Below are 14103 nucleotides of genomic sequence, written 5' to 3' on the forward strand. Positions count from 1 at the left end.
GGGGAATAGAACAGACTTTGTTTTTCAAAAAATGTGTTTCTAAAGGCTATCAACCACGTAATAACTAAAAAATTACTTATCGCTGCTTAAAAATTGCGGCATTTGTATTACTTTACACCAAACAATTTACCGATAGATTAGAAGATGAAGTTAACGTTTTGGGGTGCTGCGCAACAGGTAACAGGAAGTATGCACCTGCTCGAAGTTGGGCATTATAAAATACTGATAGATTGTGGGTTGGATTACGAAAAGGAAACTTATCAGGAAGAAAACCAATTGTTTCCTTTCGACCCGGCAAGTATTAATTTGGTGATTTTAACACATGCACACATCGACCACTCAGGCAATTTACCCACTCTGGTACGCCACGGTTTCGATGGGCAGGTGCTGTGTACGCCGCCAACTGCCGATTTAACTTCGATATTATTGTTTGATTCTGTTGAACTTTTTCTACGCAAACAAAGTAGAAAACCACGTACAAAACGGGGTAATTTTAGCGGTCCGAAACCTTTATACCTGCACAAGCATGTAATGGATACCATCGACCGTTTCGTTACGATAGCGTTTAATAAACCTTTTAGAATTAATGGCGATATCAGTTTAACGTTTATCCCGGTAGGGCATTTATTGGGTGCTGCGGCAGCAGTTTTAACGATAAACGATAATGGCGAGGAAAAGAAAATTGCTTTCTCTGGCGATATTGGCAGAGAAAATTATCCGGTTTTAGTCAAGCCCGAACCCATACCTGAAGTTGATTATTTGGTGTGCGAATCTACCTATGGCGGACGCTACCATACCAAAGACCAAACTCTTGAAGAAAGATTGGTTAAGGAAATCGAAGAGGCTTGTATTAAAACACCGGGCCGATTGATAATTCCTGCTTTTAGTATCGGCAGAACCCAATCTTTAGTGTTTGCGCTAAATCAAATTTTCACCAAAAAATTATTGCCACCGGTGCAGATTTTTGTAGATAGCCCGATGGCGATACACGCAACTGATGTGTATAGAAAGCATCATAATCTGGTGAATCAGGAAGCGAAAGATTTCTACAAAACCATGGGTGATGAATTTGAATTTGAGCATCTGGCTTATGTGCAAACCATGAAAGAAAGCAAAGATGTTTCCAATTACTTCGACCCTTGTATCATTATTTCTTCTGCAGGGATGTTAGAAGGCGGTCGGATTCAAGATCATTTGTACTATAACATTCAAAATTATTACTGTACCATTCTTTTTATTGGCTATTGTGCAAAAGGTACGCTCGGTTATAAATTGCTAAGTGGCGCACCAATTGTTAGAATTAAAGACCGAGAAATGATGGTTTATGCAACCATCCGCCAAACCGATTTGCTAAGTGGCCACGGCGACCATGATGATTTGGTAAGAACGGTAAAACAAACCGGTCAGCCAAAAAAGGTTTTCCTGGTTCATGGTGAGGATAAAAGTTTAAGAAGTTTATCAGCAGCTTTGCAAGAAGATGGTTTTGATGTAGCAATACCAGAACGAGGAGAAGTTTTTGAGGTGTAAGTTGGTTCATTAGTCATTGGTTCATTAGGTGAATAGTCATAAACATTGCGAGGCATGAAGCAACCCTTATGTGTTTTGAATTAACAATTGTTTAAGATTGTCTCGTTATCTCGCGACGACCATGAGTTGAGTTTCCATCATCCATCATCCATTCTCCCTCTTACATCTTCCTTATTCCCTCACTTGTCCATTTCCCCTAACTACCCATTTGTAACTTGTCAGTTCTTCCAAGCCCATTGGTCCGCGGGCATGAAGTTTTTGTGTACTAATGCCAATTTCTGCACCTAAACCAAATTGAGCCCCATCTGTAAAACCTGTTGAGGCATTGGCGTAAACCGCAGCGGCATCTACCTGATTTAAAAATTTAGCGATGTTATCTGCATCTTCAGAAATAATGGCTTCGCTGTGTTTTGAACTGTATTCTGCAATATGATGGAGTGCTGCATCTAAATCATCTACCACCTTTACAGCCATTTTTAGCGATAAAAACTCGGTTCCGAAATGTTCCGGATTGGCGGGATTTAAAAGTTCGGCTGGGTAAGAAGATTTTAATTGCTCAAAACTTCTTTCATCAGCAAATAACATGACATTTCCTTCCGCCAAAGGCGAAAAAAGTTCTGCTAAATCCTCTAGTCTATTTTGATGAATTAATACACAATCTAAAGAATTACACACGCTCACTCTCCTTGTTTTTGCATTAAAAATAATGGCTTTCCCTTTTTCCAAATCACCAGTTTCATCAAAATAAGTATGCACAATTCCTGCTCCTGTTTCGATTACAGGAATTTTACTTTCTTCGCGAACGTAATTGATTAATGATTGACTTCCACGGGGAATAAGTACATCTACAAAGCCTCTTGCGTTTAATAAAGCCTCGGTTGCAGCACGTTCTGCAGGCAATAAGGTTAATACATTTGGGTTAATTTTGTGATTATGTAAAACCTCATGAATTACTTTTGCAATGGCTAAGTTTGAAAATTCAGCATCACTTCCTCCTTTTAAAACCGCAACATTGCCGGTTTTAAAGCAAAGCGAAAATACATCGGCAGTAACGTTGGGGCGAGCCTCATAAATTACACCAACCACACCTAACGGAACACGGATTTTTTGAATCTGTAATTCGTTTTCTAAGCTTTTATCTGAAAGAATTTCACCTAGATGACTGTTCAATTTTACCACATTTTCAATATCGGCGGCAATGGCATTTATTCTCTCTGCAGTGAGTTTTAGTCTATCATATTTTGGGTCTTCGGATGGCATTTTAGCAAGGTCTTTTTCATTGCCAAGCAAAATTGTTGAAATGTTTTCTACCAAGGCTAAAGCCAAATTAGAAAGCACCAGGTTTATCTGCTCTTTAGGCAACAGGATTAGATCTCTTGTGGCTTTTTTAGCGTTTTCGAAATATGTTGTGTAGTTCATTTTTTAAGTATCAAGATTTGAGTATCAAGCTCTGCAAAACTTTAGTCTTTTAGCTTAGATACAGATAATCGTAATGTACTAATGCCTTTTGTTTTTTCTGTCCAAGTCTCTCTCGAGCTTTATCAGAACCATATTCTGCAATACCTAAACCAATTAACTGGTTGTCTTCGCCGATAATTTTAATGATATCACCTTTTAAAAAATCAGTTTGTATCTCCATAATTCCAACGGGCAATAAGCTTGTTGCTTTGCCCGACGTTAATACATTTTTCGCTCCGTCGTTTAGTTTCACAATCCCAGTGGCAGCGGTTTCAGAATGTGCAATCCATTTTTTCTTACCCGATTTAATTTTCTCCGGAACGAAACGCGTATGAATCAAATCCTGATTGAGCAATGAGGTAAGTACATCATCCGTTGTGCCGTTGGCAATGTGAACGGTGATGCCAAGTTTAGCCACTTTTTGTGCCATTGTTGATTTGGTTACCATTCCACCACGCCCAAACTGCGACTTACCTGTTTGAATAAAAGACGCCAGATTTGAAACCGAACCAGAAATTTCTTCAATTACTTCAGAGCCCTCAATTTTTGGGTCGCCGTTGTAAATGCCGTTTACATTCGATAGAATTATCAAAGCATCTGCATTTAACATAGAGGCTATCAAACCCGCCAATTCATCGTTATCGGTAAACATCAATTCGGTAACAGATACCACATCGTTTTCATTTACTACCGGAATAACATCATTCTGCAACAAAATCTGCATGCAGTTTTTCATGTTTAGGTAATGTGCTCTATCGCGAAAATCTTCTTTCGTTACTAAAACCTGGGCACATTTTATCTGGTGTGTGGCAAAGAAATTTGAGTAGGTATTAATTAATTTTACCTGCCCAATTGCCGCCAATAGTTGCCTGGTGGTTACAGCATCCTGCTTTTCTGAGATTTTAATTAAACTTCTGCCCGCTGCAACAGCACCCGAAGAAACCAAAATTACTTCTATGCCTTGTTTTTTTATTTCTGCCAATTGATTTACAAGATGATTGATTCTGTTTTCATCCGGCAAACCGTTCGCCTGCGTAATTACATTCGACCCAACCTTAACAACTATTTTTTTGTAACCTAATTTCATTTGTTCCTCCCAAGCCTGGCCAAAAGCCAAGGTCTTTTTGAGTTAAATTTGTATGGCAATTTAACATCAATTTTTGTAATTCAGATGCTGTTCGTTAGGCTAAATAGATTTTTACAAAATTTGTAATTTTTACTAAATGGAAAATAAATGCGTAATCACGTTATTAAATCTATCAGCAGTTAAAAAAAACAAATAGTCAATATGTATATATCGCAAAAAGATTATAGCTTTTAACTATATCGTTATCAATAAATACAATTATCTATTAATAAATCGTGGTTGATTGCCATGCGATTTAGCCGTACCTTTGCAGCATAAAAATTAAAGACAAAAAATTATGGCAATAGTAGGCAAAAAATTCCCGAGTGTAAGTATTGATGCAATGTCGGAGATGGGTGATGACATGAAAATCAATGTATTTGAAGAGGCTGTAAATAAAAATAGCAAAGTATTATTATTTTGGTATCCAAAAGATTTTACTTTCGTTTGCCCTACAGAATTACATGCTTTTCAAGCAGCTTTACCTGAATTTGAACAAAGAAATACAATCGTAATTGGCGCATCTTGCGATACAAATGAAGTTCATTTTGCATGGTTGAATACGCCGAAAGATAACGGTGGTATTGAAGGTGTTACTTATCCAATTTTAGCAGATACACACAGACAATTATCTGGAATTTTAGATATTTTAGACCAGGAAGTGAATTACGACGAAGAAGGAAATGAATCATTCTCAGGTTCAAATGTTTCTTTCAGAGCAACTTATTTAATTGACGAAACTGGTAAAGTTTTTCACGAAAGTGTTAATGATATGCCTTTGGGTAGAAATGTTAAAGAATATTTGCGTTTAATTGATGCTTATACTCATGTTCAAAAACATGGCGAAGTTTGTCCTGCAAACTGGGAAGAAGGAAAAGAGGCAATGAATGCAAACAGAGATGGTGTTGCTGAATATTTGGCCGCTAACTAATTAAATAAAACATTATGTTTTTAGAATTAACAGAAGATAATCTTCAACAATATTTAGCCGACAACTCTAAAGTTATGGTTCAGTATGCCGCATCTTGGTGTGGTAACTGCAGAATCATGAAACCAAAATTTAAAAAACTGGCTGCTGAAAATGAGGATGTTGCTTTCTTAATTGTTGATGCCGAGAAACTTCCAAACTCACGCAAATTTGCAAACGTTGATAATTTACCAACTTTTGCAGCTTTTGAAGGTGGCGCTTTGGTAGATCAGGTGCAAACCAACAAAGCAGAAGGTTTGATAGAATTATTTAATAAAATAAAATAATGAAGATTCCGGTTATAAAACAATTATTTCAAAATGCCACACCTGCACAGCTGGAAACTACTTTAGAAGTTTTGGAAGCTTTCTGCGAGTTTAGAGGTGTTAGCGAACACGAAGTTGATGTGGCTGGCGAAATGATTACCAATATTTGTGGTGCGCTTGAAGTGCATCAAATGGTAAGCGATGGCGCAGTTGAAAAAGATGCACTAAACGCTTTTGGTCAAAAAGTAATGGGCTCGATTGATAGATAGTGTTTCAATCAAACTCTTTAAAATATAAACCCTTTGCAGATTTTAATTTGCAAAGGGTTTTTTGTTTGACTTCTTTCTCTATTCCCCGTCATGCTGAATTTATTTCAGCATCTTTTCTACTTGATCGACCTGCCGTTAAGACCCTGAAATGAATTCAGGGTGACGACCGTATTTGGGCTTTAAATAATCTACTGGTCGGTTTGTGTCAACACAGACTGAAATAAAATAAGGTTAATAGTCTGTGGGGACACATACCTGGGGTTAGTTTATGTGGCGCCATTGGAAGATACCATGAATGAGCTAACCTAAATTTATAGTCCTTGCAGCAGTTTTTGCCATCCGTGAAAATACCCTATTTATAAACCCGATAGTAACGAAAATACTTTTGATTTGCACATCAGTTAGTGAATTGCTTTTTTCGTTACCCAATGCGACAACGCTCATACATGTACTATAGAAGTTGAAAAGATTGTAGTGATAGCGGGACTGCAAATCCGATGAAAAACAGAACCATTCCTTTTCAAATTATTTTCTACACTACTTAAATGCGTATAAACTTTTTGAGTTAAGATTATGTGTCATAAGCAATTGTTCTTTATCTACAAACACCAAAACTAAACTCACTCGTATCCATCTTTCATTTTCAGATCAATCAATTATCTTTACCAAAAAAATACCCATGCAAGAACCATTTGATATAGAAATAGGCCCGATAAATTATTCTGTTTTCCCGGAAGGAAACGACTCATACACCATATTTAAGGATGGTAGGGAATACATTCAAATTCAGAAAGATACATCATCAATCTGGTTGAAAATGGATTATAAAACTGAGCTTCCAATTTTTGAGGAAGATGAAGAAGTAAATGCAATTGGCCAGGCGATAGAAAAATATGTGCCTGAAGAAGAGGATGAGGAAGAAGAGAAATTGTAGCTGAAATAATTTTATACTGGCCACTAAACTAAGTAGCCAGTATAAAATTTATGATTAAATCATTTTCAATAATTCTTCGGCTACTTTTTCTGATGATGCCGGATTTTGTCCTGTAATTAATAAACCATCTACAACAGCGTAAGGGCTCCAATCTGCTATTTTAGTGTAATTACCGCCGTTTTTAACTAACATATCTTCTACCAAAAAGGGTACAACATCGGTTAATTGAACCGCTTCTTCTTCGGTATTGGTAAAACCAGTTACGTTTTTGCCATTTACTAAAAATTCGCCATTTACTTTTACATCTTTCAAAACGCCAGGTGCATGGCATACAAAAGCAACTGGTTTATTGGCAGTGTAAAAATCTGCAATAAGTTTTTGTGAAGTTGCGCTTTCTGCTAAATCCCAAAGTGGTCCATGTCCGCCCGGATAAAATACCGCGTCGTAATCTTCCATTTTCACTTCTGCAAGAGGAGTTGTGTTTTTCAATTTTTCTAAAAGAATGGTGTCTTTGTCCATTCTGCTTGTCGTATCGGTTTGAAATGATGGGTCTTCACTTTTTGGGTCGATTGGCGGCTGACCACCTTTTACTGATGCCAATACAACATCAATGCCTTTATCGGTTAAAGTGTAATATGGCGCAGCTAATTCTTCTGACCAAAAACCTGTTTTTAAACCTGTATTTCCTAATTCGTCGTGGCTCGTAAGCACGAATAAAACTTTTTTATTCATAATTTTTTATACTAAGTGTATAACAAAATAAGCCTAAACAGTTCTACGATAAAGGATGTAAATCACTATTTTTTTGTGCGTTGAATCACATTTTAGCAGATAACCTGCTTAATGTTTCTCTCGAAATCCCTAGGTATGAGGCGATAATAGTTTTGGAAACTCTTTGGCCGAGTTGTGGGTAGTGCTGGTTAAATTGTTCAAAGCGCTCTTTAGGACTGGTACTGAGCAAGGATAAAATTCTTTGCTGTAGCGCTACATAACCAGAGCTGTTTTTAACCCTGAAAAAGTGTTCCATTTTGTGGCTTTCGTTACAAATCTTATCTAAATTTTCTTTAGAAATAGAAAGTAGTTCTACATTTTCTAAACAGCTGATATTGGTAATCGAATTTACATTGTTATAAAAGGCCTGGAAATCAGAAATCCACCAGTTTTCCATAGCGAATTGAATAATGTATTCTTTTCCATTTACATCGGTATAAGTTGCCTTTAAAAGTCCACTGATTACGAAATAGATGTGTTTTACCGATTCATCAGTTTGAATTAAATATTGATGCTTCTTGAGGTGTTTTGAATGGAAATGGCTGTTGATGTATTCAAATTCCTGTTCGGTAAGCGAAACGATTTCTTCGATATGTTTCTTTAATTCAAAGCTCATTTTGTAAAGCTAAATAAATTCGGAATTGCTTTGAAATTTAAATGGCGGTGCGAGAAATTTTTGCCATAAAAAAAGCCCTGATTCATATCAGGGCTCTAATCTCTTTTAATCCTATCGCGTACAATTGGCTGTCCAGGTTCCGTTGCTATTTGAAACGCCAATTTTTAAAGTACTGGCATCAATGGTAATTCCTATCACGCCTGTGCCAACACTGATGTATGTATTGCCACTTTCCTGAAACTTAACACCAGTAATATCTGGAATGTTGTTTCCGAAGAAAAAGCTATAAGTGTCACTAACTTTGGTTACGGTCACTTTGCCGTCAGTACTATTAATTTGTGTGCCATCTTTGCTGTAAGAAACGGTTCCTCTGTAGGTGCCAACAAAGAAATCTCTATCTGCTGGGTCTGTATCTTTCTTACAAGATACCAATACTGTTAATGCTATTAAAAGCATGCTAAAAATTTGGACTGTCTTTTTCATCTTATTGTTTTTCATGTTAAAAATCAGCTGCGGTAAACAACAGATTTTGGTTAGTAATGCAACAGCCACATTACAACGACTGTGCCAATGAAAATATTAAGCGTTTAAAACAGTATATAAATTGAGACTTAGCAGACTTGAATTAAATTGTTAATCTACTGTATGTCAGTGTGTTTGACTAGCATGCCATTGAGTGTATTTTAATGATTTGAATTAAGTGTTTTTTATTAGATTATAAATAGAACTAACTTGACTAAACTGTTTAGTTTAGCGAACGATAATTTTAATCAAAAGCATCAAGCGAATCTGCCGTTATAGTTTGGAGCGATAATAACTTTATTGGTTTGATGTTTTTCCAAACGGTTTTTGGTTTATTATCATCTTTAAAAGCATTTGTTCCGCTTGTATAATTCATTTTCATTGTAGAAAAATTGATTGTTTTGGAGGTTTCCTCTTCAGAAGAGCGATGCATACTTGATTTATTGTAACCAATTAATTCGAATTGTTGGTTTTGGTAACGAAAAATATAATCGAAATTGTAAACCTCCCAGGCACCACAACTATAAAAATTTTGGAGGTGAACACTTAATAACCCTTTGTTGATTTCTATACCGCCGTTTTCTGCAAACGGGTCGGTTAAACAAGGACTTTCCTCACTATTTGCGGGTGGAATAAATGAAGTATTTTTTGTGGCCAGTTCATAAATGCCATTGCTTTTTTTAAAAATAACCAATAGATAACGCGGATTTACATTTAAGGTATCGCCACCAAGCTTATCTTTGTTGCTTAATAAATTTTCTGGGTTTGTATTTTCGATAACCAAAGCACAATCTTCCAAACCATCTTTATTTAAATCGCCTTTGGCTTGGGCTATTAACTTCCATTTGGCAGGCACAAAATCAGTAATTTTAGTTGCTGTGGTTTTAATGGCTAGTTGTTTGGTTTGGGCTATAGAGTGCTTAATGCTGACAAATAAGAACACTAGAATGATCACATTTTTCATAAAGTTGGATTAAAATAATACTTTATACAACCCTAAACTTGGAACGTAAAAATATTTATTGCTTTTTAATGTGAGGGTTCTAGGATTAGTCAAATCATCGCACTTAAATTTTAGTTTGTTAAGTTCGTAATATGCTAAATAGACAGGACTTGGTAAACGTCCATTATTCCATCCAGTTAAAACATCATCATCAAATTTGGGTATTTCAAATTCTGGTTTGTTTTGTTCACTTTTAAAAAGGTCTGTTTGTCTTACAATTAATGTGTTGTTTTTAATTTTAAAAACGCTACAGCCAATGGTGTTAACAATAGAATTTTCACAAGGAGCTAAATGATATGGCTTTAATAATTCAATCTCATATTTTTTGACGGCTTGCAAGCTCAAACTATCATTCAAACCTTTTACTTGTTCTACTTTCTTGCTTAAACTATCTGCAACAACGACAGTTTTAAAATTCTCTTGCTTTTTATAATCTGGGTAAAAAAATTTCTGTTGATTAAAATATAAATTTCCCTTCTCATCAATGTAAAAAGGCATATGCCAGTTGTAAACAGCTTTAAAGATAACTTTATTATCTACATCGATAATTTTAAAAGGAAGATTGCTATTGTTTGGTTTGATAAGTATTCTATCATCGTTTAAAAAGACAACATCGCCCACATCTTTCCCATCAAATACTTTTTCGAATTTCATCTTATCTTTCAGTAAATCTGCTAATAAAGGAACTTCCGGATGTGCATCTTTTTTTGGAAAAGGATTACATCCAAAAAGTAATATCACTACTATTAAACTAATATATTTCATTGGTTAATTTTTGTATAATTTGATATACTGGGGGTTATTTCAAAAGTGGCCACTTATTTTTGTGCAAAGTGGCCGCATGTTTCGCTCCAAAGTATCCACTTCGTTTCGGCTGAAACTGTTCACTTGGCTGATTTAAAGATGTTTTAAGGTACTGAAAATGATTTCTGGGGTATCAGGTTTGGATGGTGTTCAAATACAGAATCTGGAAAGCTAAAAGCGTTTAAAAGAGAATTTTTTGGGCTGTTGTCTAAACAATATTGATTCTGGTCTTTTACAGGAATCCTGAAGTTCATTGTGGGCTTCTGCTGGACAAAAGACGCGGTGATCGCGTTCGGGATGTTTGCCTCAGCCTGGGTTAATCAAAGGCATATACAAAGCTCGCAAAAATAAAAAGTCCTTATTGTGCTGGACACTTTGGAATGAAACAGGGTGGATACTTTTATTGAAATACACAGTATAGGGTCTGTAGTTGCAAGAACCAGATCCATAGTTTCAGCATCAGCTTCTAAATTGAATGAGATTATTTCTATAGTTGCCGCATTTTTAAACGGAAATTTTTTCAATCTATTAGCCAAAGAAACAGGCATATAATTAGGTTTTAAATTTGAGCCATTTTTCATTGGGATTGGAGGTGGTGGGACTTGCCTTCTCTGAGCAAAAAGCTTAGCAGACAGAAAAAGAATTATAATTATAAATAACTTGAACATAAACAAGATTTTAGACATCAATTTTTTAGGTTTTAAGGAAATTTTTCATTGTGTTTTTACAATTAGTGAGGCTCCTTATTGATTAATTTCCCTTTCTTATCGTAATATTTCCATTCACCAATCTGCTTGCCATCAATAGATTTTCCGATACTTTCCAGCTTTCCGTTATTGTGAAATGTTTTCCATTCGCCAGTTCTTTTCCCGTTCTCGTCATATTGCCCAATTTTTTCTAGTTGCTCATTTTCATGGTAACTCCGCCACTCGCCAACGCTTTTTCCATTTAGGTAATTACCAATCGTTTTTAGTTTACCGTTCTCATGAAACCATTTCCATTCGCCAGTTTGTTTGCCATTTTCATAATTTCCAATTATCCACAATTGGTTATTTTCGTGGTATCTTTTTGACAGCCCAATCAGCTGTCCATTGTTATAAGTTTCAATACTTGAGAGTTTTCCATTCTCGTAATATTCTTTCCATTCTCCTACTTCTGTTCCATTTTTATAGTTTCCAATTCGTTCTAATTGCCCGCTTTCATAATACCATTTCCATTCACCGGTTTTATTTTGGTTTTCGTAAGTTCCAATAGATAAGAGTTGTCCATTTTCGTGGTATTTTTTCCACTCGCCAATTTCTTTTCCGTTTTCATAGCTTCCTATTTCCAACAATTTTCCATTTTCAGAATATACTTTCCACTCATTTGTTTCATTTCCATTGGCATACATTCCTGTTTTATATATTTTACCATCAATATAATAGCTTTCCCATTTTCCTGTCAGTTTTCCATTTTCCCAACTTCCTATTTCATTTAATTTTCCATTTGGAAAATATTCCTTCCATTCTCCAACTTTTTCATCATTATCGTCTTTACCAATGGTTGCCAATTTCCCATTCTCGTGATACCATTTCCATTCGCCAATTTTTCTGCCCTCTTCATAATTTCCAATTATTTGTAAGCTACCGTCTTCATAATAACTTTTTGATTCGCCAGTTAATTTTCCATTGCTAAACCACTCTATACTTGAGGGTTTGCCATTTGGGTAATATAATTTCCATTCTCCAACTTCCACTCCATTGGCATATTGTCCAACTTGTTCTAATTGCCCATTCTCGTGAAACAACTTCCAAACGCCTGTTTGTTGATTATTTTTATCATATAAACCTATTTGTCTTAACTTACCATTGTTATGATAGTTTTTTTGTTCATTTTGTCCGAAAGCAAAAAATTGCATCAGCAATAGCATTGTAAGTATCCATATATTTTTCAATTGCATTTTTTAGCCTGTGTTTTTTTAATGTATTGTTGATTGAAATTTTTTTTAGCTCATAAAAAAATGGTAAACCAACTTATAGTACCATACAGGATGGTTAAAATTTCGAGCATTTTTTAATATGCCAATAGCGTTTTTTCATTATCCTGCCAATTCAATTTTCTTGAAGAAAATTCTTTTATTACCGATGACATCAAAAATATAAATCACATTGTGTTCGCCTTCGCTAACCTTTTCGCCGTTTTCATCTACAGCGTTATTACTATAGCTTATATTTAATTGGAGTATAGCTTCATCATCATCATATGTGGCTATCATTTTAAAGTTTTGCCCATTAGCTGTAAATTCGGGCGTTTCTGTTTGCCGTTTACTAAATAACTGCGCTGTTTTAATTTTCATAATGGTTTTAACAAAATCGGCATTGAAAACACCATCAGGAAATTCATCTAAATCCTCTTCATAAAACAAATCAGGGTTAATATATTTTGCTTTTCTTTTTGCTATTTCGACATCATTAAACGACATTAATGACCATATACCCGAAGTTTCGCCAACAATTGGGAACCTAAAATAGGTTTTCAGCTTTGCTTTATCATTTGTATAAACCGCTTGCCTAAAATTCTTGAAATCATCAATCCAAGTTTTAACTTCGATGTAATTGTTAGATACTTTGGTATTTGAAGTATCTTTTGAAATTTCATTAAGTTGTGCTTCCAAATGCTCACTTGGCTTTTCTATAGATTTATTTGCCTCATTTTTGCAGGCAGAAAAGCCTAAAATAACCACGGCGATTAAACTAATTTTTCTCATAATTATCAAGGTTTAAACCATTTGTTTTAAATACCAACGTTTGGTTATCTATAGTTATTTCTGCCATTTCGCCATTGGTACGCATAGATAAATGGTATTCTTTTTTATTAATAGCAAACGTAACTCCCTTTCCTCCCATATATATATCTTGGTTTGGCTCATAACTTAATTTCTTAAGTGCAGTTTTAAAATTGTTAAGCTGTTTTGCATTGAGATGAAATCTTCCGTGATTATTGCTTACCTCTGCTTTGTCTATCGCGGGTATATCAATAAAATCCCTAAGTGTCTTGGTTTTAGATAATCCGTTCCCTTGCCCGCAGGCACTTAAAATTGTAACGGTTAATATTATGATTAGGTTTTTCATTGTTCATCGGTTTTCAAAATTTGTGCAATTTTGTTGTCGAGCATATCTTCATCGCTATTAAAATCGTCTTCAAAGCTTTCTCCAATTTTTTCGGCTTTGTTGGCTTTTGATATTTTATAAATGCTATAATAGTTTTTGCCCGCCATTCCGTAAGCCACAACTACTTGATGCTTTTTGTTATAAATCGGATTAACAATATCATCAAAACCTTGTACCATAGTTAGTTGGTGTTTTTTTGAGTTTACTAAGAATAAGTAATAAAATTCATTACTGCCACGAGCGCCAGTCTCTTTAAAAACAAGCATATCTTTTACCCCATCGTTGTTATAGTCATCATATTTAATTGTGCCTGATCCATTTGGTTGGATGTAAATATTTTTTGTCCAAATAATCTTATCAGTAAGCCCTTTATCTATTCCGAAATAAATGCGGGCAGTTTTGCCTTTATCTATAAATTCTTCCGCACAATTTTGAATGGCAAAAACATAGCTGCTATCAGCAAAAGGATAATGGTATTGCCATACACAATTTGGGTCGCATTGGTTAAAAATTTTACTATCGCTGGTATTTCCCTGTATTTGGCTATCTCGTTTTATTACTTCCTTTTCTGAAGATTTAGGCACAATACTTACAATTGTATCAGCATTTTGCTTTATTGCGAGGTTACTGTTGCAGGCAAATAATGCGAATACATATAAAATGATAATTGCGTTTTTCATTTTCTATCAAC

Annotated in this window: 17 protein-coding genes; 5 read left to right on the plus strand and 12 right to left on the minus strand. The window is 35.2% G+C overall.

Translation table 11 applies throughout. The features are described 5' to 3' along the window. Positions 1–144: 144 nt before the first annotated feature. Positions 145–1527: an MBL fold metallo-hydrolase gene (locus D7004_RS17545; protein ID WP_123207125.1), complete on the plus strand. Its 1383-nt coding sequence runs from the start codon at positions 145–147 to the stop codon at positions 1525–1527. Positions 1528–1698: 171 nt separating this feature from the next. Here the strand turns inward: D7004_RS17545 and D7004_RS17550 are convergent, their stop codons facing one another. Both D7004_RS17550 and proB read right to left on the minus strand, forming a co-directional pair. Next, complete coding sequence (locus D7004_RS17550; RefSeq protein WP_123207126.1) at positions 1699–2946, minus strand: glutamate-5-semialdehyde dehydrogenase; 1248 nt, start codon at positions 2944–2946, stop codon at positions 1699–1701. Positions 2947–2995: 49 nt separating this feature from the next. Then, positions 2996–4072 carry a glutamate 5-kinase gene (gene proB, locus D7004_RS17555; protein ID WP_123207216.1) on the minus strand — a complete coding sequence of 359 codons (1077 nt, stop codon included), beginning with the start codon at positions 4070–4072 and terminating at the stop codon, positions 2996–2998. 337 nt (positions 4073–4409) lie between these two features. On the opposite strand from proB, the gene D7004_RS17560 reads away from it, so the two are divergent. From D7004_RS17560 to D7004_RS17575, 4 genes are all read left to right on the plus strand, one after another. Continuing rightward, positions 4410–5042: a peroxiredoxin gene (locus D7004_RS17560; protein ID WP_123207127.1), complete on the plus strand. Its 633-nt coding sequence runs from the start codon at positions 4410–4412 to the stop codon at positions 5040–5042. Between the two features lie 14 nt (positions 5043–5056). After that, complete coding sequence (locus D7004_RS17565) at positions 5057–5365, plus strand: thioredoxin family protein (RefSeq protein ID WP_123207128.1); 309 nt, start codon at positions 5057–5059, stop codon at positions 5363–5365. Then, positions 5365–5613, plus strand: coding sequence for a DUF6952 family protein (locus tag D7004_RS17570; RefSeq protein ID WP_123207129.1), 249 nt, complete (start codon positions 5365–5367; stop codon positions 5611–5613). Before D7004_RS17565 ends, D7004_RS17570 begins: the two co-directional genes overlap by 1 nt. A gap of 679 nt (positions 5614–6292) precedes the next feature. Continuing rightward, complete coding sequence (locus D7004_RS17575) at positions 6293–6547, plus strand: hypothetical protein (protein WP_208646878.1); 255 nt, start codon at positions 6293–6295, stop codon at positions 6545–6547. A gap of 54 nt (positions 6548–6601) precedes the next feature. Here the strand turns inward: D7004_RS17575 and D7004_RS17580 are convergent, their stop codons facing one another. The 10 genes from D7004_RS17580 to D7004_RS17625 all read right to left on the minus strand — a co-directional run bounded on the left by D7004_RS17580 (position 6602) and on the right by D7004_RS17625 (position 14092). Then, complete coding sequence (locus D7004_RS17580) at positions 6602–7279, minus strand: type 1 glutamine amidotransferase domain-containing protein (RefSeq protein WP_123207131.1); 678 nt, start codon at positions 7277–7279, stop codon at positions 6602–6604. Between the two features lie 85 nt (positions 7280–7364). After that, positions 7365–7934, minus strand: coding sequence for a Crp/Fnr family transcriptional regulator (locus tag D7004_RS17585; protein ID WP_123207132.1), 570 nt, complete (start codon positions 7932–7934; stop codon positions 7365–7367). 111 nt (positions 7935–8045) lie between these two features. Further along, positions 8046–8417, minus strand: a complete 372-nt coding sequence (locus D7004_RS17590; RefSeq protein WP_123207217.1) for a hypothetical protein — start codon at positions 8415–8417, stop codon at positions 8046–8048. 283 nt (positions 8418–8700) lie between these two features. Beyond that, complete coding sequence (locus D7004_RS17595) at positions 8701–9420, minus strand: hypothetical protein (protein WP_123207133.1); 720 nt, start codon at positions 9418–9420, stop codon at positions 8701–8703. Between the two features lie 9 nt (positions 9421–9429). Beyond that, positions 9430–10224 carry a hypothetical protein gene (locus tag D7004_RS17600; RefSeq protein WP_123207134.1) on the minus strand — a complete coding sequence of 265 codons (795 nt, stop codon included), beginning with the start codon at positions 10222–10224 and terminating at the stop codon, positions 9430–9432. 359 nt (positions 10225–10583) lie between these two features. Beyond that, positions 10584–10931, minus strand: a complete 348-nt coding sequence (locus tag D7004_RS17605) for a hypothetical protein (RefSeq protein WP_123207135.1) — start codon at positions 10929–10931, stop codon at positions 10584–10586. Between the two features lie 62 nt (positions 10932–10993). Further along, the gene (locus D7004_RS17610; protein WP_167459532.1) at positions 10994–12160 is read right to left on the minus strand and encodes a toxin-antitoxin system YwqK family antitoxin; all 1167 of its coding nucleotides are present in this window, start codon (positions 12158–12160) and stop codon (positions 10994–10996) included. Positions 12161–12340: 180 nt separating this feature from the next. Beyond that, entirely contained in the window at positions 12341–13009 is a 669-nt protein-coding gene (locus D7004_RS17615) for a hypothetical protein (protein ID WP_123207137.1), read from the minus strand. Further along, complete coding sequence (locus D7004_RS17620) at positions 12996–13373, minus strand: hypothetical protein (protein ID WP_123207138.1); 378 nt, start codon at positions 13371–13373, stop codon at positions 12996–12998. The genes D7004_RS17615 and D7004_RS17620 overlap by 14 nt, the downstream gene beginning before the upstream one ends. After that, positions 13370–14092, minus strand: a complete 723-nt coding sequence (locus D7004_RS17625; protein ID WP_123207139.1) for an XAC2610-related protein — start codon at positions 14090–14092, stop codon at positions 13370–13372. Before D7004_RS17625 ends, D7004_RS17620 begins: the two co-directional genes overlap by 4 nt. Positions 14093–14103 lie beyond the last annotated feature (11 nt).

The organism is Pedobacter jejuensis (assembly GCF_003725795.1).
In the GTDB taxonomy this organism is placed as follows: Bacteria; Bacteroidota; Bacteroidia; order Sphingobacteriales; family Sphingobacteriaceae; genus Pedobacter; species Pedobacter jejuensis.